This is a genomic window from Arthrobacter sp. 131MFCol6.1, assembly GCF_000374925.1.
In the GTDB taxonomy this organism is placed as follows: Bacteria; Actinomycetota; Actinomycetes; order Actinomycetales; family Micrococcaceae; genus Arthrobacter.
In genome coordinates, this window is the sequence record NZ_KB895552.1 from 1 (window position 1) to 21,802 (window position 21,802).

General features: G+C 66.9%; 18 protein-coding genes. 11 read left to right on the top strand and 7 right to left on the bottom strand.

All coding sequences use genetic code 11. The annotated features are described in order from the left end of the window. Positions 1 to 282 (top strand): M28 family peptidase (locus C566_RS21715; RefSeq protein WP_043467311.1); only part of this gene is annotated, 282 nt, incomplete at its 5' end. Positions 283 to 363: 81 nt separating this feature from the next. On the opposite strand, the gene C566_RS0117025 is transcribed toward C566_RS21715, so the two are convergent. Next, a complete protein-coding gene (locus C566_RS0117025) occupies positions 364 to 1,335 on the bottom strand; it encodes a polysaccharide deacetylase family protein (RefSeq protein WP_018775563.1) in 972 nt (323 codons plus the stop codon). Between the two features lie 15 nt (positions 1,336 to 1,350). Continuing rightward, a complete protein-coding gene (locus tag C566_RS0117030) occupies positions 1,351 to 2,877 on the bottom strand; it encodes a purine-cytosine permease family protein (RefSeq protein ID WP_018775564.1) in 1,527 nt (508 codons plus the stop codon). Between the two features lie 107 nt (positions 2,878 to 2,984). Between C566_RS0117030 and C566_RS0117035 the strand changes: the two genes are divergently transcribed. After that, positions 2,985 to 4,529 (top strand): PucR family transcriptional regulator, encoded by a 1,545-nt coding sequence (locus tag C566_RS0117035; RefSeq protein ID WP_018775565.1) that lies wholly within the window; start codon positions 2,985 to 2,987, stop codon positions 4,527 to 4,529. Positions 4,530 to 4,559: 30 nt separating this feature from the next. Here C566_RS0117035 and C566_RS0117040 read toward each other — a convergent pair whose 3' ends face one another. The 4 genes from C566_RS0117040 to C566_RS0117060 all read right to left on the bottom strand — a co-directional run bounded on the left by C566_RS0117040 (position 4,560) and on the right by C566_RS0117060 (position 9,493). Then, complete coding sequence (locus tag C566_RS0117040) at positions 4,560 to 5,372, bottom strand: IclR family transcriptional regulator (protein ID WP_026266795.1); 813 nt, start codon at positions 5,370 to 5,372, stop codon at positions 4,560 to 4,562. A 97-nt stretch (positions 5,373 to 5,469) separates the two neighbouring features. Then, entirely contained in the window at positions 5,470 to 6,726 is a 1,257-nt protein-coding gene (locus tag C566_RS0117045; protein ID WP_018775567.1) for an aminopeptidase P family protein, read from the bottom strand. 62 nt (positions 6,727 to 6,788) lie between these two features. Continuing rightward, positions 6,789 to 8,198: an MFS transporter gene (locus C566_RS0117050; protein WP_081627367.1), complete on the bottom strand. Its 1,410-nt coding sequence runs from the start codon at positions 8,196 to 8,198 to the stop codon at positions 6,789 to 6,791. 623 nt (positions 8,199 to 8,821) lie between these two features. Then, positions 8,822 to 9,493, bottom strand: coding sequence for a GntR family transcriptional regulator (locus C566_RS0117060; RefSeq protein WP_018775570.1), 672 nt, complete (start codon positions 9,491 to 9,493; stop codon positions 8,822 to 8,824). A gap of 143 nt (positions 9,494 to 9,636) precedes the next feature. Here C566_RS0117060 and glyA point away from each other — a divergent pair, with 143 nt between their 5' ends. The 9 genes from glyA to C566_RS0117105 all read left to right on the top strand — a co-directional run bounded on the left by glyA (position 9,637) and on the right by C566_RS0117105 (position 20,490). Beyond that, positions 9,637 to 10,977: a serine hydroxymethyltransferase gene (glyA, locus tag C566_RS0117065; RefSeq protein ID WP_018775571.1), complete on the top strand. Its 1,341-nt coding sequence runs from the start codon at positions 9,637 to 9,639 to the stop codon at positions 10,975 to 10,977. After that, a complete protein-coding gene (locus C566_RS0117070) occupies positions 10,974 to 12,194 on the top strand; it encodes a sarcosine oxidase subunit beta family protein (protein ID WP_018775572.1) in 1,221 nt (406 codons plus the stop codon). Before glyA ends, C566_RS0117070 begins: the two co-directional genes overlap by 4 nt. A 14-nt stretch (positions 12,195 to 12,208) precedes the next feature. Then, on the top strand, positions 12,209 to 12,553 hold the full coding sequence (locus C566_RS0117075) for a sarcosine oxidase subunit delta (protein ID WP_018775573.1): 345 nt from the start codon (positions 12,209 to 12,211) through the stop codon (positions 12,551 to 12,553). Beyond that, positions 12,550 to 15,516, top strand: a complete 2,967-nt coding sequence (locus tag C566_RS0117080; RefSeq protein WP_018775574.1) for a 2Fe-2S iron-sulfur cluster-binding protein — start codon at positions 12,550 to 12,552, stop codon at positions 15,514 to 15,516. The genes C566_RS0117075 and C566_RS0117080 overlap by 4 nt, the downstream gene beginning before the upstream one ends. Next, complete coding sequence (locus C566_RS0117085; protein ID WP_018775575.1) at positions 15,509 to 16,144, top strand: sarcosine oxidase subunit gamma; 636 nt, start codon at positions 15,509 to 15,511, stop codon at positions 16,142 to 16,144. The genes C566_RS0117080 and C566_RS0117085 overlap by 8 nt, the downstream gene beginning before the upstream one ends. Next, positions 16,144 to 17,559 (top strand): L-serine ammonia-lyase, encoded by a 1,416-nt coding sequence (locus tag C566_RS0117090; protein WP_018775576.1) that lies wholly within the window; start codon positions 16,144 to 16,146, stop codon positions 17,557 to 17,559. The genes C566_RS0117085 and C566_RS0117090 overlap by 1 nt, the downstream gene beginning before the upstream one ends. A gap of 2 nt (positions 17,560 to 17,561) precedes the next feature. Then, positions 17,562 to 18,437, top strand: a complete 876-nt coding sequence (gene purU, locus C566_RS0117095) for a formyltetrahydrofolate deformylase (RefSeq protein WP_026266796.1) — start codon at positions 17,562 to 17,564, stop codon at positions 18,435 to 18,437. Between the two features lie 93 nt (positions 18,438 to 18,530). Beyond that, a complete protein-coding gene (locus C566_RS0117100; RefSeq protein WP_018775578.1) occupies positions 18,531 to 19,805 on the top strand; it encodes an N-acetylglucosamine-6-phosphate deacetylase in 1,275 nt (424 codons plus the stop codon). A gap of 91 nt (positions 19,806 to 19,896) precedes the next feature. Further along, entirely contained in the window at positions 19,897 to 20,490 is a 594-nt protein-coding gene (locus C566_RS0117105; protein ID WP_018775579.1) for an NADPH-dependent FMN reductase, read from the top strand. A 57-nt stretch (positions 20,491 to 20,547) separates the two neighbouring features. Here the strand turns inward: C566_RS0117105 and C566_RS21720 are convergent, their stop codons facing one another. Then, complete coding sequence (locus tag C566_RS21720) at positions 20,548 to 21,366, bottom strand: GAF domain-containing protein (protein ID WP_018775580.1); 819 nt, start codon at positions 21,364 to 21,366, stop codon at positions 20,548 to 20,550. Between the last annotated feature and the right edge of the window lie 436 nt (positions 21,367 to 21,802).

Sequence of the window (21,802 nt, forward strand, 5' to 3'; positions counted from 1 at the left end):
GAGAACGCGCTGCCGGCCGAGACCACGCCCTTTGACGGCGGGTCCGACTACGACGCCTTCCTCTCGGCCGGCATTCCCGGCGGCGGGCTGTTCACCGGCGATGAGAAGAGGAAGACCCAGGCCCAGGCCCAGACCTATGGCGGGGAGGCCGGCAAGGACCTCGATCCCTGCTACCACGAGGCCTGCGACACCATCGCCAACACCAACCCGGAACTGCTCACCGAAATGTCCGGGGCCCTGGCCTACGGCACCCTGGCCTACGCGATGGCCAAGACCGGCTAAACACCCCGCTTCGCCGCTGACTCCGGACCGCCGCACGGGAAGGTCCCCGGGCCGGGGACCTTGCAAGGGCCGAATTGTGCCTTAGATTCCGGCCCCGCGCCGCGCCGGGGCTCCTTGGGACTGCCGCACGGCGGCCGGCGTGAACTGTGCGCCGGTGTCCGGGAACCCGGGCACCGCAATGCGCGCGTGGGTGTGGATCTCCTCGACGGAGTCGCGCGTGTGCTGCGCGATCTTCTCCATGGTGGTGACCCACATGCCGTCCATCGACTTGACCCGGTCCATCAGCTGCTCCAGGGCCACGGCCTTGGACGGCCGGCCGGAAATGAAGGGATGGTTGGTCAGGACGAAGCAGCTCCCGGCAGCGTGGTGGGCCTCGGCCTCCAGCGTCCACATTTCCAGGACCTTGGCCGGGCTTTCGATGACGCCGCTTCCGGTGACGCCCGGGTAGAAGGCGTACTGCTCCCAGTCGTCCAGAGCCCAGTCGACAGGGATTTCCACGAGATCGCGGGGGTCCCCCTCGGCAACGCTGAAGCGGTACGGCGCGTCGCCGTCGAGCAGGCTTGAGTCATAAAGGAACCCGCGGTCGGCAAGGAGCGTCGCGGAATGCCAGTTGAGCTCCCACCACGGGGCACGGTAGCCGGTCGGCCGGACGCCGGCGGCCTTGGCCAGGGCATCCAGGCCCCGGTCGATGTACCGCGCCTCCGTGGCGGCGTCGATGCCCTGCATGGGTTCGTGCAGGTATCCGTGGTGCGCAATCTCGTGGCCGCCGTCGGCTATCCGCCGGACCACGTCCGGGTAGCATTCGGCGGTGAATCCCGGGACAAAGAACGTCGCCTGGATCTGCTGGCGCTCGAGGATCTGCAGGATCCGCGGGACGGCGACCTTGGGCCCGTAGGACTGGTGCGTCATGAGTGACATGCGCCTGGTGCTCTGCGGGTCATGGGCGATGGTGCAGGATTCGGCGTCGACGTCGAAGGTGAAGGACGCTGCGGCCCGATGACCTTCGGGCCAGGTGATGGGATGGGCGGTGTCAGCGAAAGCGGGGAAGTTCACGGGGCTGGTCTCCTGCTAGAGGGCGGTGCGGGTGGCTGACGGGACCGCGAGGTCGCTGGCGTGAGGCGCATCTGCAGCCTGTTCGCTGTCGGGAACATCAAGGAACTTGCGGTGAAAACGCGGGCCGAGGACGGCGTAGGCGGCAGCGCTGGACAGTCCTCCGGCGAGCCAGGACAAATCCCACCCGCCCAGGGCGACCGCTATGGGTCCCTGCATTGCCGGCACCAGCCCGTACATGAACAGCCAGGTGGCGAAGATGCCGATGATCAATGAGGCGATGCCGGCCGGGTTCACGCCTGGCAGCCGCTTGGTACCGACGGCGTCGAACAGCCTGGCCGGGTTACCGGGCCAGCGCTTTTCGATCCAGAAGTAGTGGACCAGCATGACTCCGCCCCAGGCAGCCACCCAGGCGACCAGCCCAATCAGCCATGCGTCCAGCACGGAGGCGAAGTCCTCCTGGAAGATGAAGAAGATCACGACCGCAAGGGAGAAGACGCCGACGAACAGGTTCAACTTGCGCCTGCTGATGGAGATGTCCAGCGCCTGTGTGGCTACGGAAAAGGTGTAGATGTTCAGGATGTTGGTCGCGATGGGGCCGTGCAGCACCATGAGCAGCACGGGCAGGGCCAGCGCGCCGAAGTTCAGGACGATGAGCTTGCCGGGGTCTATTTCCCCTGTGTTGGTGGCCAGGCTGGCCCCCAGGATGCCCAGCCAGACGACCGGGATGAACTGGCCCAGCACCGAGGCGAGGTAGACCTTGCGCTTGGGCACCGTGGTGCTGACGAAGCGCGAGTAGTCTGCGGCGTAGGTGAACCAGGTGATGCCCCAGCCGATGCCGATCGCCGTCATGACAGCGCTCATCGCAGCGACGCGTTCCGAGCCTTCCAGGATGTGTCCTGCCGGGCCGGCGTAGGTCCAGTTGATCTTCATGCCGAACCAAGCCACTGCCGACATCACGGTCAGGATGATGATGGTCGGCGGGACGGTCCATTTTTCGAAGGCGGCGATGGCCTTGTAGCCGAACCAGGCAATGGTTACCTGGGCGGCCATGATGAAGGTGGCAATGGCGATCTTCCACGCATAGTTGTGGGCCTCCGGATCAACCCACCCCAGGGTTCCGAACAGCGCCATGACCAGGTCCAGGATGATCCAGGTGTTGACTGCACACCAGCCGATCACCAGAAGGGCCTGGATCGCCGCCGGGAGGTAGTTTCCGCGCCGGCCGAAGGCGGCGCGGGCCAGGACCATGCCGGTCGCCCCCGTCTTTTGCCCCAGCAGGACAAAGCATCCGAAGAGCAGCATCCCGATCAGGTTGCCAAGGACAAGGACGGTGACCGTGTCCGCGAACCCCAAGCCGAGCTGGATGCCGAGCGCTCCGAGCACCCAGTTGATCGGGGCGAGGTTGGCGCCAGCCCAGATCCAGAACTGGCCGGACACTTTGCGCGTCCGCTCTGATTCGGGGATGGGGTGGAGCCACGCTTCGTGGTCTTCACTGGCTTCCGGCGCGGTGCCGGCTGGGGCCGCTGGGGATTTTTGTCGCATGGGGAGCCTCCGAGGATGTGTGGGATTCCTCAAGATTATGTGTCGCAGGCCACATTCAGCCATATACAATGTGTCTAAACAAACGTAGAGCGACGTGACGGAGTGTAATGTCCATTCGTCTTGAAGACGCCCTGAACCATCCGACGCTGGCGGCCGCCGATCCCGTCATCCGGGCAGCGGCCCGGGCTGCCGCCAGGACCCAGCTGCGGTGGATCCACTCCAGCGAAATCATCGACATCGCGCCGCTGCTTGCCGGCGGGGAGCTGCTGCTGACCGGCGGAGAAGCTCTCGCCCAGGCCTCCGAGGAGCGGCAGGTCAATTACGTTCGCCAACTGGCAGAGCGGGGTGTGGCGGCCGTAGCCATCGAAACCGGGGTGGCCCTTCCGTCTCTGCCGTCCTCAATGGTGGCGGCCGCCGAAGCAGCCGGCCTTCCGCTGATCGAACTTCGCGCGGTGGTGCCGTTCGTCGGCGTCATGCAGGCCATAAACTCGATGCTGGTCAGTGACTCGGTGTCCCAATTGCGGCGGGCGGACGAGGCCAGCCACGCCATGGCAGTCGAGCTGGCGCACGGCGGAGGCCTGGACCGGATCCTCGCCGTGCTGGCCGGCATCATCAATGCCGAGGTGACCCTGACGTCCATAGCGGGCGCGACCCTGGCCAGCGCAACCCCGGGGCAGGCAGAGGCTTCCGACGCCGACGCCTCCTCCCCTGGGCCGCAGGAGCAGGCACGCCTGATCCACATCGACGTGCCGATCCGCGGCATTCTCGCTGCCCAGCTGTTGCTGCGGGTTCCGGCCGGCGAGGACGAGAACCTGGCCCGGACAGCCGGGAACCGCTCAGTGGACATTCTGGCCCTGGCATTGCTCCAGCGGATGTCTCCCGGGCTCAAGGAAGTCGCCGGGGCGGCCCTGCTCCGCGCGATAGATTCGGGCAGCCAGACCTGGCGGCTCCAGCAGCTGGCTTCCGCGGCCGGGATTCCGCCGGGCGCCGCGCTCGTGGCCATCGTGATCCGCTCCGACATGCTCCAACAGCTCCGGGCGCCGGTGGAGCGCCTTCTGACCCGCGGGGCGCAGCCGAGCGCCACCTACGTCGACAACGCCGAGCTCCTGGCGGTGGCCGTCCAGCCGGGCGATAATCCGCGCGAAAGCCGGGATACGCTCCTGGCCGGCCTGCGGGGGCTGCCCGCGCTGGCCGATACGCTCGTCGCCGTTGGCCCGCTGGCCGCCGGGATCTCGGAAGCTCCCTGGTCCCTGTCGGAAGCCAGGCTCACGCTGGAATTGGCAGACTCGCTGGGACATTCACCGGCGGGGGCAACCGGCCCGCACTGTCCCGTGATCGATTCCGAGGCATTCGCCGTCGAACGCCTTGCGGTGGGAAGCCTGGAGACCGAACAACGGCGCAACTTCGTGCGCCAGCAGCTGGGCGCACTCCTGGACCATGACACCCAACGCAATTCGCGGCTGCTCGATACCCTGGCCACCTGGCTCGATTCCGGATGCAACACCGCCCAGGCGGCCCGGGAGCTGCACGTGGAACGGCAGTCGATGCATCAACGGCTGCAGCGGATCTTCGAGCTGTGCGGCGGCGACCCCCGGCGGACGGGCCGGCTTGCGGCGTTGCATTTGGCCACGCGGCTGGCCCGGCTCTGCTGAGGCGGGTGCGCGTTGCTTGCCGGCCCGGCGTTAGTCGTTGCCGCGGGACGCGCGGCCGCCCAGCCGGCTGGTGATTTTGTCCGCCGCAGCCGCGCACGCTTCGCCCAGGCTCTGCAGTCCTTCGCGTGAGACGCGGAACCGGGGCGCCGAGATCAGGACGGCCGCCACGATGTCGCCGCGGTGGTCGTGGACGGGAGCGGCCACGCCCACTTCGTCGATGGAGGATTCGCCGTAGTTGATGGCCCAGCCGCGGGCCGTCACATCCTTGAGCTTGATCTGGTAGCCATCCAGGCCCGCGTCATCAAGTCCTGGGTAGCTGATCGCTCCGCTGCGCAGGAGGGTTCGGACGCGTTCGACGGGCGCTGCGGCCAGGAAGACCTGCACGGAGGCGCTCATGGCGTCGGTGTACCGGGCTCCCAGCGGGGTGGTGTGCTTGATCTGGTGGTGGCTGGCGATCTGCTCCACGCACATCGACTCGGCGCCGTTCCACACCATGAGGGCACTGGTTTCGCCGGTCTGTTCGGTGAGTTCGCGCAGGACCGGATACGCCACGCGCCGTTCTTCCAGTTCGGCGAGCAACGGTCCGGCGACGGCGATCAGCCCCAGCCCCAGCCGGAAGCGGCGGGTTTCCGGATCGCGTTCCACCAGGTGTTCTTGTTCGAAGGTGGCCAGGATCCGGGAAACGGTGCTCTTGTGCAGGCCCACCCGGTTGGCGATCTCGGTGACCCCGAGCAACGGTTCGTCCGCCGTGAAGGTTCGCAGCACGGCGATGGCGTTGACGATGACGGAGGTGCCCTTGGTGTCGCCGTTTCCGGTGGTCCCGGGAGATTCTGCTGGGGTCATGGTGTCTACCATCATTCCGCATGGGGGCCCAAAAGCGGCGCCACGGTGGACGTGGCGCCGCTTCTGCTGTCCGTCCCTTTCAGGGGGTGTGGGCCGCTCAGGCGCCCACGATGTTGTATTCCGGGCCGAACGGGAACTTCGTGATGTTCTCGGCTCCGTCCTCACCGACCACCAGGATGTCGTGCTCGCGGTAGCCGCCGGCGCCCGGCTGGCCGTCCAGGACGGTGATCATGGGTTCCATGGAGACCACCATGCCGGGCTCGAGTACGGTGTCGATGTCCTCGCGGAGTTCCAGTCCGGCCTCGCGGCCGTAGTAGTGGCTCAGAACGCCGAACGAATGTCCGTAGCCGAACGTCCGGTTGGCAAGGAGTCCGTGGCCCACGTAGATCTCGTTCAGCTCGGCGGCAATGTCCTTGCAGACAGCTCCCGGCTTGATGAGCTCTAGGCCGCGCTTGTGGACCTCCACGTTGATGTTCCACAGCTCCAGGGAGCGGGCGTCGGGTTCGCCGTAGAACAAAGTGCGCTCCAGTGCGGTGTAGTACCCGGACGTCATGGGGAAGCAGTTCAGGGACAGGATGTCGTGTTCCTGGATCTTGCGCGTGGTGGCCCAGTTGTGGGCTCCGTCGGTGTTGATGCCGGACTGGAACCATACCCAGGTGTCACGAATTTCCGAATCCGGGAACGTCCGGGCGATTTCGTGGACCATGGCCTCGGTGCCGATCAGGGCGACCTCATATTCGGTGATGCCGGCGGTGATGGCGTTGCGGATGGCTTCGCCGCCCAGGTCGCCGATGCGGGCCCCGTGCTTGATCACCTCGATCTCGTCAGCCGATTTGATCATCCGCTGGCGCATCGCGGCCTGGGCCACGTCCACCAGGGTGGCCCCGGCAAAGGCTGCCTGGATCTTGTTCCGGTTGTCCAGCGGGAGCGAATCGTCTTCGACGCCGAGCCGGCGGGGGTTGATGCCGCGGGTGCGCAGCGCCTCCTGGATGGCGAAGATGTAGTTGTCCCGGCGCCAGTCCGTGTACACCACGTTGTCGCCGTAGCTGCGCCGCCACGGCATGCCGGCGTCGATGTTGGCCGTAACCGTCACGGTGTCGTCCTTGGTGACCACCATGGCGTAGGACCGGCCGAAGTAGGTGAAGAGGAAGTCCGAGTAGTACTTGATGGAGTGGTAGCTGGTCAGGACGACGGCATCCAGGTCCTTCTCCGCCATGATGCGGCGCAGTCCGCCGAGCCGGCGCTCAAATTCGGCGTTGGAAAAGGTCAGCTTTTCCTTCTGCCCGTTGTGCAGGACTTTCAGTCGCTCCAGTTCGGCGATGGACGAAGCGTTGTTGGAGGTTGCGATGGTCATGGTGGTGGTGCCTTTCTGCAGTGCTGTTCTTTGGAGGGGAAAATTTGGGGGGCCGGCCGGGGCTACTCGTGGCGCAGCGGTTCTTTGCTGGTTTCCCGGGAGAGCGCCACGGCGATCAGGGAGATGGCCGCGGCACCGGCCAGGTACCAGGCCGGCGCCAGGTCATTGGCCGTCGCGGCGATCAGGAGGGTGGCCATGAACGGCGCAGTGCCGCCGAAGAGCGCGTTGGAGAGATTGAAGCTGACAGCGAAGCCGCTGTAGCGGACGCGGGTGGGGAACATTTCCGCCAGGAAGCTCGGGAGCGTGCCGTCGTTGAGCGTCAGCATGCCGCCCAGCAGGATCTGGACCAGGACGATCACCAGGAAGTTCCCGGTGCCCAGCAGGGCGAAAGCCGGCACGGTCAGCAGGATGAAGCTCAGGGATGCGGCGATCAGCACTTTCTTGCGGCCGTAGCGGTCCGAGAGCATACCGGTCAGGAAGATGAACCCGATGTATGTCACCAGGGCGATGGTGGTGGCCAGGAAGGATTCGGCCGCACCGAGACCGAGCTCCGAGGACAGGTACGTGGGCATGTAGCTCAGGATCACGTAGAACCCGACGGCGTTGAGCAGCACGGCTCCGACTGCCTTCAGCAGCAACCGCCAGTGGTTCCGGAAGAGGCTGGATACCGGGGCCTTGATGGCCTGGTCCTCCTCTGCCAGTTCGCGGAACACCGGCGTGTCTTCGAGCTTGGTGCGGATATAGCGTCCGATCAGGCCCATCGGGGCGGCGAGGAGGAACGGCAGGCGCCATCCCCAGCTCTGCATCGCCTCTGCGCTGAGCAGGACGGTCAGCAGGCCCGCGAGCAGGGAGCCCAGCAGCAGGCCCGCGGCCGTGCTGGCCGGAACCACGGCCGCGTAGAGGCCGCGCTTGTTGGCCGGGGCGTATTCCACCAGGAAGGCCGACGCGCCGGCATATTCGCCCGAGGCCGAGAAGCCCTGGACGACGCGCACCACCAGGAGAAGGATCGGCGCCCAGATGCCGATGGCGTTGTATCCCGGGATCAGGGCGATGCAGAAGGTCGCTCCGGACATGATCAGGATTGACAGGGAAAGCGCGGTACGGCGCCCCACCCGATCGCCAATGTGGCCCCAGACAAAACCGCCCAGCGGCCGCACCAGGAATGAGATCGCGAACAAGGCGAAGGTCAGCAAAAGCGCGGTCTGGGGATTGGACTCGGGGAAGAAGACCGCGGCGATTGTTGCGGCCAGGTAGCCGTAGACGGCGTAGTCGAACCATTCGACGAAGTTCCCGATGAAGCTGGCGGCGACCACCCGCCGTCGGGTTTCCCTGCTGACTGCGGGATCGTGGCCGCCAGGGGCCGCATGGCCGCTCAACGTAGTTTGTCCCGAGGAAGTACTGCCATGCCCGTTATTCGACTCCGGGCTGGGCTGCCCCGCAAGAGTGGCGGGGGAGGAATTTTCGTTACTCATGTGTCCACCAAAGTGTTTTGGAGTTGCAATCAGTGCAACGCTGTTGCACCAGATTAGGCGTGACGCATGACACAGTCAATGCTTTTTTGTTTCCGACCTTGCGCACAGCGTGGGAGAGATGTCGCCGCAGCCGCGCGGTAGATGCCCGCAAGGCGACTGCAAGACAGTTGCATTCAGCGTGACAGCGTTGCACATTTGCGACGCACGTGCGTCAGCTTGGGAAAAGCTTGAGCCGGCAGGCGCCGCAGTTCCGCCCCGACCGACGCGGTGGCAAACTGGGTGGACTATCGAGTGACTGGGGGGTCCACGTCAGGAGATCGTCATGGGCATTCTGGTACGCACGCGCACTTCCGGCCGCCGGACGGCGGGCCAGCCATGATGGCCGGGTGGGCATATCTCATGGCGGCAATCATGACCGTCGATTCGCTCCTGCTGGGACTGCTCCTGATGAACGTGAAGTGGCCGAAGCGCTGGAAGTAAACGGCCACACCCGACGCGCATTCTGTTCGGCGACGCGGCGAATAGCTGACGCGCCCGCATTCGGGTGTCGGTGGGTAATTTGCGCATCGCCAGGCACGAAGGGCGCCAGACTCGCCCTCGGCCTGCGCGGCTGACGCCGGCGGCTAGAGGACCTTGCGGATGGTCTCCTCGAAGCTGGTGACGTGGTGCAGGGCGAGCTCGGCCGCCCTGTCCGCGTCGCCCTCGGCCACCGCCTTGAGCAGCTCCACATGCTCGCTAATGTGGCCGCTGACCGAGGGGACCTTGTCCAGGACCAGGCACCAGATGCGCGTGGCCAGGTTGTCGTAGCGGATCAGCGTGTCCTCCAGATGCGGGTTGGCCGCGGCCCGGTAGATCAACCGGTGCACCGTCAGGTCGTAGCGCATCAGCTCGCGGGACTCTGCAGGACTCGGGGCCAGTTCCGCAATGGTCTTGGCGACATCCAGCAGTTCGCGGCGCATGGCGGCGTTGGCCCGCGTTGCCGCCCTGCGCGCCGCCAGCGGTTCGAGCAGTTCCCGGATTTCCGAGACGTCGGCCAGTTCCGTGAAGTCCACGGTGGTGGCAAAGGTTCCCCGTCGCGGGTAGGAAACCACCAGGTGGTCCACTTCCAGCCGCTTGATCGCCTCGCGCACGGGAGTGCGGCCGAACCCGAGCTCGGCGGCGAGCTGCCCGTCATTGATGGGTTCGCCCGGCCGGATTTCGAGCATGATCAGCTTGTCGCGCAGCTGCCGGTACGCGGCCTCCGCCTGGGAGATGGCTTCATCCTCTGCGGGAGGCATGACGGTGAGTGCATTCACAGCTCGGCTCCGTTTCTGGATTTCAACCGGAAGCCTGGTTCCACTTGGCTTCTGGCTATTGACTCTGATGTGATCTCAATCATACCATTGTTCTCACACTGATATATCAGTCATAGCAATAGTGGTATTTCAAAGGAGCAACCGTGGTTGAGCAGTTGAACGAGCGACTTTCCGTAGTCGATCCCGAGGTCGAAGAGGCCGTGGCGAGTGAACTGAAGCGCCAGCAGTCCACCCTGGAAATGATTGCGTCCGAGAACTTCGCCCCCGCCGGGGTCATGGAGGCACAGGGTTCGGTGCTGACCAACAAGTACGCCGAGGGTTACCCGGGCAAGCGCTACTACGGCGGCTGCGAGCACGTGGACGTGATCGAACAGCTCGCCATCGACCGGGTCAAGGCCCTGTTCGGCGCCGAGTACGCCAACGTCCAGCCGCACTCCGGCGCGCAGGCCAACGCCGCCGCCATGTTCGCCCTCCTGGAACCGGGCGACACCATCATGGGACTGGCCCTGGCCCACGGCGGCCACCTCACCCACGGGATGAAGATCAATTTCTCCGGCAAGCTTTACAACGTGGTCCCGTACCACGTGAGCGAACACAACCACCTGGTGGACATGGCCGAGGTGGAGGCCCTGGCCCTTGAGCACCGGCCCAAGATGATCGTGGCCGGATGGTCCGCCTACTCCCGGCAGCTGGACTTCGCCGAGTTCCGGCGCATCGCCGACCTCGTGGGCGCCTACCTCATGGTGGACATGGCGCACTTCGCCGGCCTGGTCGCCGCAGGGCTGCACCCGAACCCCGTCCCCTACGCCGACGTCGTCACCACCACCACGCACAAGACCCTCGGCGGCCCGCGCGGCGGCGTGATCCTGGCCAAGGAGGAATACGCACGCAAGATCAACAGCGCCGTGTTCCCCGGCCAGCAGGGCGGCCCGCTGGAGCACGTGATCGCGGCCAAGGCCGTGGCCTTCAAGATCGCAGCGTCCCCCGAGTTCAAGGAACGCCAGGAGCGCACGCTCGAAGGCGCCGGGATTCTCGCGTCCCGGCTCCTGAAGGACGACGTCGCGGCGGCCGGGATCTCCGTGGTCAACGGCGGCACCGACGTGCACCTGGTCCTGGTGGACCTGCGGGACTCGGAACTGGACGGGCAGCAGGCCGAAGACCGGCTCCACCGGATCGGCATCACCGTCAACCGCAACGCCGTCCCGTTCGATCCCCGCCCGCCCATGGTCTCCTCCGGGCTGCGGATCGGCACCCCCGCCCTGGCCACCCGCGGCTTCGGTGCCGCGGAGTTCACCGAGGTGGCGGACATCATCGCCTCCGCCCTCATCTCGCAGGCGCCGGGGGACGAACTCAGCGACCAAACCGCCGCCGAACTGCGCGGACGCGTCAGCGCCCTCGCGGACCGATTCCCCCTTTACCCGCATCTCGGCACCAGCACAGCGGCGACCGGGCTTGAGGCAGAACTGATTGGAGCAGCACAATGACCACCGAACACCTGCCGGAGCACCCGGACTTCCTCTGGCGCAACCCGGACCCCAAGTCCTCCTACGACGCCGTGATTGTCGGCGGCGGCGGACATGGACTGGCGACGGCGTATTACCTGGCCAAGAACCACGGGATGACCAACATCGCCATCCTGGAAAAGGGCTGGCTCGCCGGCGGCAACATGGCCCGGAACACCACCATCATTCGCTCCAACTACCTCTGGGACGAGAGTGCCGCGATCTACGAGCACGCCCTGAAGCTGTGGGAGATCCTGCCCGAAGAACTCGAATACGACTTCCTGTTCAGCCAGCGCGGGGTCATGAACCTGGCCCACACCTTGGGCGACGTCCGCGAAAGCGTCCGCCGCGTCGGAGCCAACAAACTCAACGGCGTCGACGCCGAGTGGCTGGACCCGCAGCAGGTCAAGGAACTCTGCCCCATCCTGAACATCAACGACAACATCCGCTATCCGGTCATGGGCGCCACCTACCAGCCGCGCGCCGGAATCGCCAAGCACGACCACGTCGCGTGGGCGTTCGCCCGCAAGTGCGATGAGCTGGGCGTGGACATCATCCAGAACTGCGAAGTCACCGGCTTCATCAAGGACGGGAACAAGGTGGTGGGCGTCAAGACCAACCGCGGCACGATCAACACCGAAAAGGTGGGACTCTGCGCGGCAGGACACAGCTCGGTGCTGGCCGAAATGGCCGGGTTCCGGCTCCCGATCCAGTCCCACCCCCTCCAGGCACTGGTGTCCGAGCTCCACGAGCCCGTCCACCCCACCGTGGTCATGTCCAACCACGTCCACGTCTATGTCTCCCAGGCGCACAAGGGCGAATTGGTCATGGGCGCCGGAGTGGACTCCTACAACGGCTACGGCCAGCGCGGATCATTCCACGTGATCGAGCACCAGATGGCAGCCGCCGTCGAACTCTTCCCGATCTTTGCCAGGGCCCACGTGCTCCGGACGTGGGGCGGGATTGTGGATACCACCTTGGATGCCTCCCCGATCGTGGGCACCACCCCGGTGGAGAACATGTTCGTCAACTGCGGGTGGGGAACCGGCGGATTCAAGGGCACGCCGGCCGCCGGGCTGACATTCGCCCACACGATCGCCACCGGAACACCGCACAAACTCAACCAGCCCTTTGCACTCGAGCGCTTCGAAACCGGCGCCCTGATCGATGAACACGGCGCCGCCGCCGTGGCCCACTAGAAAGAGGTAAGGACATGCTCCTGATTCCCTGCCCCAACTGCGGTCCCCGCGACGAGACCGAATTCCACTACGGCGGCCAGGCCCACGTGGCCTACCCCGAAAACCCGGCAGAGCTCACGGACCGCGAATGGGCCGAGTACCTGTTCTACCGCGACAACACCAAGGGCGCCTTCGCCGAACGCTGGCTGCACAGCACCGGGTGCCGGCAATGGTTCAACATGCTCCGCGACACCGTCACCTACGACATCCAGGCCGTCTACCCGATGGGCGAACCGCGCCCTGACAAGGAAAACGCAGCCACGGGAACCACAGCCCCCACCCTCACCAGCCCCGTATCCCCGGAAGGAGCAGTCAAATGACCGCTCAGCCGCAGCCCGCGCGTCTTAGCACCGGCGGCCGCATCGACCGTAGTGTCACCTGGCGCTTCACCCTGGACGGCCGTGAGTACACGGGCCACCCCGGCGACACCCTCGCCTCCGCGCTGCTGGCCAACGGCCGGCTCCGCGCGGGTGACTCCCTGTATGAGGGACGGCCCCGCGGCATCATGTCCGCCGGGGTGGAGGAATCCAACGCCCTGGTCAAGGTCGCCGCCCGGTTCCCGGGCCACGTGGCCGAATCCATGCTCCCCGCCACCACGGTGTCCCTCGTGGATGGCCTCGGCGCCGAGTACCTCAGCGGACTGGGAAAACTGGACCCGGCCGAAGACCACGCCGAATACGACAAGAAATACGTCCACACCGACGTCCTCGTGGTCGGCGGCGGGCCCGCAGGCCTGGCCGCAGCGCGGCAAGCCGTCCGCGCCGGTGCCCGGGTCATCCTCATTGACGACCAGCCCGAACTCGGCGGATCACTGCTGTCCGGATCCACCGATCCCGCCCTCGCGGAGACCATCGAAGGGCAGCCCGCCCTGGAATGGGTGGCCAATGTTGAAGCCGAACTGATCTCCGCAGCCGAGTGCACGGTACTGAACCGCACCACCGCCTTCGGTTCCTACGACTCCAACTACGTCATCGCGGCCCAGAACCGGACGGACCATCTCTTGACCCCGGCCGCACCCGGCGTGTCCCGCCAGCGGATCTGGCACATCCGCGCCGCCCAGGTCATCCTGGCCCCGGGTGCCCATGAGCGCCCGCTGGTCTTCGAAAACAACGACCGCCCCGGCATCATGCTGGCCTCCGCGGTCCGCAGCTACCTCAACCGCTACGCCGTCGCCGCCGGTTCCCGCGTGGTCATCAGCACCACCAACGACAGCGCCTACGCCCTGGCCGCCGACCTCCGCGCCGCCGGCATCAAGGTCGAGGCCGTCGTGGATGCCCGCGCACAGCTGAGCGAAACCGCCGCGGCGGCCGCCGCGGCCGGCACCCGGGTGCTGATCGGCAGCGCCGTCGCCAACACGACGGCCGATGCGTCCGGCGACGGCCGGCTCGCCGGCGTGACCGTCCGGAGCATCAACGACGCCGGCGAACTCACCTCGGGCATCGAACAGCTCGCCTGCGACCTGCTGGCCGTCTCCGGCGGCTGGTCACCCGTGGTGCACCTGCACTCCCAGCGCCAGGGCAGGCTCCGCTGGGACGAGGACCTCGCCGCCTTCGTCCCCAACAGCGTGGTTCCCAACCAGCAGGTGGCCGGCTCCGGCCGCGGCACCTTCGCCCTCGACGACTGCGTGGCCGAAGGCGTCTCCGCCGGGGCCGCAGCGGTCCTGGCCGCGGGCTTCGACTCCGACGTCGAACCTTCAACGCCCGCGCCGCCGCGCGCCTCCGCCCCGACCCGCCAGCTGTGGCTGGTTCCCGGGGAGGACGGCGGTCCGGCGGACTGGCACCGCCACTTCGTCGACTTCCAGCGCGACCAGTCCGTGGCCGATGTCCTCCGCTCCACCGGGGCCGGCATGCGCTCGGTGGAACACGTCAAGCGGTACACCTCGATCAGCACCGCGAACGACCAGGGCAAGACCTCCGGGGTGAACGCGATCGGCGTGATCGCTGCCGCGCTGAAGCACGGCGGCGGTGAACCTGCCGATGGCACACCCGGCATTGGAGAAATCGGGACCACCGCCTACCGTGCCCCCTTCACGCCCGTGGCGTTCGCCGCCCTCGCCGGCCGCCAGCGCGGCGAACTCTTCGACCCCGCCCGCCTCACCTCCATCCACCCCTGGCACGTCGCCCAGGGCGCCCTCTTCGAAGACGTCGGCCAATGGAAGCGGCCCTGGTATTACCCGCAGGACGGCGAGGACATGGACACCGCGGTCCTTCGCGAATGCGCCGCCGTCCGGGAATCCGTGGGCTTCATGGACGCCACCACCCTGGGCAAGATCGAGATCCGCGGCAAGGATGCCGGCGAGTTCCTGAACCGCATCTACACCAACGCGTTCAAGAAACTCGCTCCGGGTTCGGCCCGCTACGGCGTCATGTGCACCCCGGACGGGATGATCTTCGACGACGGCGTCACGCTCCGCCTGGACGAGGACCGGTACTTCATGACCACCACCACCGGCGGCGCGGCCAAGGTGCTGGACTGGCTGGAGGAATGGCTGCAGACCGAGTGGCCTGAACTGGATGTGCACTGCACCTCCGTCACGGAGCAGTGGTCCACAATCGCCGTCGTCGGACCAAAATCCCGCGCCGTGCTCGCCAAAGTGGCGCCGGAACTGGCAGTCGACGGCGGCCTGGACGCCGACGCTTTCCCGTTCATGACGTTCCGCGAGACCACCCTGGCATCCGGCGTTGCAGCCCGGGTCTGCCGGATCTCGTTCTCCGGCGAACTGGCCTACGAAATCAATGTTCCGTCCTGGTACGGGCTGAGCACCTGGGAGGCCGTGGCGGCGGCCGGCGTGGAGTTCAACATCACCCCGTACGGCACCGAGACCATGCACGTGCTGCGGGCGGAGAAGGGCTACCCGATCGTCGGCCAGGACACCGACGGAACCGTCACCCCACAGGACGCCGGCATGGAATGGGTGGTGTCCAAGGTCAAGGACTTCATCGGCAAACGCTCCTACACCCGCAAGGACGCCGGCCGCGCCGACCGGAAACACCTGGTCAGCGTCCTCCCCGTGGACGGCAGCATCCGGCTCCCCGAAGGCACCCAGCTGGTGGAACAGGGCATCACCGTCAACCCCGCCTACGGCCCCGTGCCGATGCAGGGGTTCGTGACCTCGAGCTACCACAGCGCGGCGCTGGGCAGGTCGTTTGCGCTGGCCCTGATCAAGAACGGGCGCAACCGCATTGGCGAAACCCTGGTGGCCGCCGCCGGCGATCAGCTGGTTGACGTTGTCGTCGCAGAAACAGTACTTTTTGACTCTGAAGGGGCCCGTAAAGATGGCTGACACAGCAGCACTCGAAAATTCCAAGAAGATCCAGACCCTCCGGAAGAGCCCGGCGTCGGTCCTGAGGACAGCTTTTGAAGCGGGGTCCGTTCCGGGCACCGTGGAGCTGCGCGAGGTGCCGTTCCTGACCATGGCGGGGCTCCGGGTCGATCCGGCCGGCGAGGCCGGGAAGCGGCTGGGCACTGTGACCGGAGGGCTGCCCTCCGCTTCGGGGGAAGTCCGCGGCAGCGGCGACACCGCGGTGCTGTGGCTGGGCCCGGCAGAATTCCTGCTCGTGGCCCCCGCCGAATCCCACGAAAGCCTGGGCGGCGAACTCCCCCGGGCTCTCATCGCAGCACTGGGCGACGGCGAGGGCCAGGTGGTGGATCTCTCCGCCAACCGCACCACGCTTGAGCTCTCCGGGCCCCGGGCCAGTGCCGTGCTGGAGAAGGGCTGCGCCCTGGACCTGCACCCCCGGGTCTTCAAGCCCGGGACGGCGCTGTCCACGGAAATCGGCGGCATCCCCGCCATTCTGTGGAAGACCGGGGACGAGACCTACCGGATCTTCCCGCGGGCATCCTTCGCGGAGTTCCTGGGCCGCTGGCTCCTGGACGCCATGCGCGAATATGCGTCCACCGAGGTTCCCTGATGGCGCTCAGCGTCCTGGACCTGTTTTCTGTTGGCATCGGGCCGTCCTCCTCCCACACGGTCGGCCCGATGCGGGCGGCCAAGCGGTTCGCCGATGGGCTCAAAAGCGATGGGCATCTGAGCTCAACGGCGAGGGTGCAGGCCGAGCTGTTTGGTTCCCTCGGCGCCACCGGCCGGGGCCACGGTTCGGACAAGGCCGTCGTCCTGGGGCTTCAGGGCCAGGACCCCGAGAGCGTGGATACGGGCACCGCAGATGACCAGGTGGCTGCCGCTGCCCTGGATGCGGAGCTGCAGCTCGCCGGCCATCACCGGGTCGACTTCAACTGGGATGAGGACGTGGTCCTGCACCGCCGCAAGTCGTTGCCGGCGCATCCGAACGGCATGACCTTCCGGGCGCTTGACCACGCCGGCGACGTCCTCAGCGAGCGGAGCTTCTATTCCATTGGGGGCGGCTTCGTCGTCGATGGCAACGCACAAGGCGCTGACCACGTGGTGGCCGACGAGACCGTGCTGCCCTACCCGTTCACAACAGCTGACGAACTCCTCGAAATATGCCGTCGCGAGAATATGTCTGTCTCCGACGTCATGCTGGCCAACGAACTCGTCTGGCGCAGCGAGGCCGACCTCCGGGAAAAACTCCTGGCACTGTGGGCGGTCATGCGCCAATGCGTGGACAACGGCTGCGCTGCCGAGGGCATCCTGCCCGGCGGGCTGAACGTCAAACGCCGCGCCCCGGCGTTGTTCCGGACGCTGGCAACATCCGCCCTCAGCGCCGAGGCGGATGCCCGGAACCCTTCGCTCGTCCACGTGCCTGCCGACCCGCTGCTCGCCATGGAATGGGTGAACCTCTTCGCGCTGGCCGTCAACGAGGAAAACGCCGCGGGCGGCAGGATCGTCACAGCCCCCACCAACGGCGCCGCCGGCATTGTGCCGGCCGTGCTGCACTATTACGTCAAGTTTGTCCCGGGCGCCGACGACGACGGCGTCATCCGGTTCCTGCTGGCGGCGGCCGCCGTCGGGATCCTGTTCAAGATCAACGCCTCCATCTCCGGGGCGGAGGTCGGCTGCCAGGGCGAAGTCGGATCGGCGTGTTCCATGGCGGCGGCGGGACTCTGCGAAGTGCTGGGCGGCACCCCGGAACAGGTGGAAAACGCCGCCGAAGTCGGGATCGAGCACAACCTCGGGCTGACCTGCGACCCCGTCGGCGGGCTCGTGCAGATCCCCTGCATCGAACGCAACGCGATCGCCAGCGTCAAAGCCATCAACGCCGCCCGCCTGTGCCTCCACGGCGACGGCAGCCACAAAGTCTCGCTGGACAAAGCAATCAAGACCATGCGCGAAACAGGAGCAGACATGAAAACCAAGTACAAGGAAACCTCCCGCGGGGGCCTCGCCGTGAACGTCGTGGAGTGCTGACCATGGCCGAGGTTCAGACACCCGACACCGTTGAGCACGTCCTGACCCTGGACTGCCCTGAAACGCGCGGGATAGTCCACGCCGTGTCCGGCTTCCTGCTGGACCAGGGCTGCGACATCCTGGAGAGCAAACAGTTCGACTCTCAACTGGACGGCCATTTCTTCATGCGGGTCCACTTCGCGTCGGCCGGAGACCACACCACGCTGGATTTGCTCCGGGATGCGTTTGTGCCGGTCGCCGAAAAGTTCGGCATGCGCTGGGAGCTGCGGCGGCACGGGACCAAACGGCGGGTGCTGATCATGGTCTCGAAATTCGAGCACTGCCTCAACGATCTGCTGTACCGGGCACGCACCGGAGAACTGCCCATCGAGATCGTCGGCGTCGTCTCCAACCACCCCGACCACCGACGGACCGTCGAATGGCACGGCATCCCCTTCTTCCATGTGCCGATCACCCCGGACACCAAGCCTGCGGCCGAACAGCGGCTCCTGGAACTGATCGACCGGATGGACGTGGAACTGGTGGTCCTGGCCCGTTACATGCAGGTCCTCAGCGACAACCTCACCCGCCAGCTGGATGGCCGCGCCATCAACATCCACCACTCCTTCCTGCCCAGCTTCAAGGGTGCGAAGCCGTACCACCAGGCGCATGCCCGGGGCGTGAAGACGGTCGGCGCCACCGCCCATTACGTCAACGCGGAGCTGGACGAAGGGCCCATCATCTCCCAGCAAGTGGTGGAGGTGGACCATACCTTCAGCCCGGACGATCTCGTGGCCGCCGGACGCGATACCGAATGCAGGGCACTCTCCAACGCCGTCCGCTGGCACTGCGAGGGACGCGTCATCCTGCAGGGCAACAGGACAGTGGTGCTGCGTTAGGTTTGGCTCGGCGTTGGCTCCGGAACCTGCCAAGCTAGTCTTCAACTAGCCGTACCTGCCCGCCAACGCCCGGCCACACAGAAACCAGGCACCATGATCCTGCCCCTCGAGGACCGCGACGCCGCCGCCGCTCCTGCCTACCTCCTGCGGGGCGCCCTCATCACGGACGGCGCCTGCACACCGGACTGCGTGGTGGCAGTGGAAGGCGGCCGGATCGCCTACGCGGGACCCAGCGGCGGCTTTGACGCCGCGCATTTCCCGAATGCGGAGGAGCTGCCACTGCCGCCCGGCAGCTCCCTGCTTCCCGGGCTTGTCGACCTCCACTGCCATGGCGCCGCGGGCGGCGGTTTCCCGGCCGGCAATGACCGGACCTGCCGGGCGGCCGTTGACTTCCTGCACCGCAACGGAACCACCACCCTCCTGGCCAGCCTCGTCACCGCCCCTGACGATGAGCTGGTGCGGTCGCTCGGCGTACTCAAGGTCCTGGCAGCCGAGGGACTGATCGCCGGCGTCCACTCCGAGGGCCCGTTCCTCGCCGCCGCCCGCTGCGGCGCGCAGGACCCGCGGTGGCTCCGTGACCCCGACCCTGCACTGCTCCGGCGGCTGGTGGCGGCGGCCGGCGGAGCCCTGCGGACCATGACGTACGCCCCCGAACTGCCGGGCGCGAGTGAGCTCCTCCGGATCCTCACGGACCACGGCGTGACCCCCTCGCTGGGCCATACCGATGCGCCTGCCCCCGTCGCGGCCGCATCGCTGGCAGAAGCCGCGGACCTTATCGGCACGGGCGCGGTTTCCGGGGCCTTCGGGCCGCATGCCCGGCCCACGGTGACCCACCTGTTCAACGGCATGCCTCCCCTGCATCACCGGAGTCCCGGACCGGTGGCCGCGTGCCTGCGGCTGGCGGCCGCCGGCACGGTCGTGGTCGAGCTCGTCGGCGACGGCGTCCACCTCGCCCCGGAGACGGTCCGGATGGTGTTTGACCTGGTCGGAGCCGGGGGCATCGCGCTGGTGACGGACTCCATGGCGGCGACCGGGCTGCCCGACGGGAACTACGAACTCGGCGCCGCGGATGTTGCGGTGCACGACGGCGTGGCCACGCTGCGCAGTGGCGGTGCTCTTGCCGGGGGCACGGCGACCCTGCTGGAGGTTGTCCGCACCACCATCGCGGCGGGAGTGAGTCCGGCGGACGCCGTCGCCGCGGCCACCCTGGTTCCGGCCCGGGTCCTGGGCCTGGAGACCGAGATCGGAGGCCTCCGGGCTGGTATGCGCGCCGATATCATCGCCGTTGACCCGGGCTTCGACCTCGTGACCGTCCTGCGTGGCGGACGGATCCTGCCGGACCATCGACGCGCCGCGCGCAAGCCCTGAACCCCGGGGCGGCGGCGGTTGCGGAAGTTTCGGGCTCTCCGTTTTGTTGTTCTTAGTGTGGGCTAACACAACTTCCGGAAAGGAGCCCGCCATGATCCGCATCGCTATCGTGCTCGGGAGCACCCGGCCCGGACGCCTCGGAAAGGCCGTCGCCGACTGGGTAAATGCCCGGGCATCAGAACGCGGCGATGCCATCTTCGACGTCCTCGACGTCGCCGATTTTGATCTTCCGCTGCTGGACGAGCCAATGCCGCCCTCGTTGGGCCGTTACAGCCTCGGGCACACTAAGGCCTGGTCCGAAGCTGTCGACGGATTCGATGGCTACATCTTCGTCACGGGCGAGTACAACCACTCGATCCCCGGAGCGCTGAAAAACGCGGTGGACTACCTCTACAAGGAGTGGAACAACAAGGCCGCCGGGTTTGTCAGCTACGGAAGCAGCGGCGGCATCCGCGCCGTCGAACACTTCCGCGCAGTGGCCGCGGAGCTGCAGATGGCCGACGTCCGGGCCCAGGTGGCGCTGCCCCTGGCCACTGAGTTTGCGAATTACCGCACTTTCATCCCGACGGCGGCCGCGGAAAGAAGCCTGCAGACCCTGTTTGACCAAGTGATCGCGTGGGCCGGCGCACTGAAGATCCTCCGGCCAGACCACGCCCACGGGACCGAAGACGCCAGCGCGGCCTGACCGCTGCCCTGGCTGAGCCCGGCTTGCCGGGACCGCTGGGTTCGTGCCGATGTCCGCCTAGGCCGGTGTTCCCGTCCTGCGCCGCCGTCGACGGACGGGAGGCGTGTCTCCGCCGCGTGGCACCGGGGCATAGGGACTGGGCTGGGGCACGTTCTGGGCCGGAACGGAATCGGGCACCAGGACGTGGACCGTGCCGCCGGACGATTCCCGCGCGGCTCCGCCCGCAACGCTGCGAAGGTAGTCAAGGGCCCCCTCTTCGCTAAACCCGTACTCCCGCACCAGCGTCCGCAGCGCCAGCCCGGCCAGTGCCCGGGAGAGCTGCGCCGAGGAGAGATCTGCGCCGCCCCCGGACCGCAGCGCCAGTTCCTGGACCAAACGCAGTGCACGGGAGATGTAGCGGGCCAGTCGAGCCGCTGCGATGATGTCTGCGCTGGTGAAGACGTGCGGCCACGGGGCGTACAGGTTCACTGCGGCATGGAAGATCTCTTGCGGGACCAGTGGAACGGACACGAGGGACCGGACCCCGAAGGCTGCGGCGGCGCTGGCGTACCCGGGCCAGCGCCGCTCCAGGGAAGTGTCGCCCACGAACACAAATTCGCCGCTTCGGACCGCCGTGCGGGCGGGCCCGTCGTCGAAGGAACGCTGCGCCTCGTCGGCGGCCCGCGCCGGTGCGCTGCCCGCGGTCAGCGTGAGGGCCTCCGCGGACCAGACCAGTGTGACTGCCCAGCTGATCCCACGGCCGGGACCACCGATGTCGTCGACAAAGTCACTCACGGCTTCGCTAAGGAAGGCACCGACATCCGGGTCGTTGAAGTGCAGCTCCCAGAAGGAGGCATAACGATCCTGCCGGCCGTCTCTTGCAGTTCCTTGGGTCATGTTCCACGCTCGAAATCAAAGCACGCAGCTCACTGCTGAACCGATGAAAACAGCATACGTCCGGGCGGACACCGCCGCGCCTCCCATTTGTCAGAGCCAAAGGCCCTGTCTTTGTCAAAGCCAAAGCCCTGTCGCATTCGTATGGTTCCGGGCTGTCCCGGCGACCTGTTTCGATGAGCTGTTCCGCTGAGCTATTCCCGAGAGCTGTTCCGGCAAGCTATTGCCGGAACAGCGGCGAACCGCATCAGCGCCGCGGCGGCCCAGGGAAGTTTGTGACATCCGCCCTGGACCGCCCGCCCCGGCTTCAACACCAGTCGCGGAGGACCCGTCCCGCCGTGGCTCAACCATTAATACCCGCGTTCCGCCGGTCCCAAAAGGGCCTTTGGGCCCGTGCCGGCTGGCCGTGCACTCCCACCACTCATTTCACCCCCGGCGG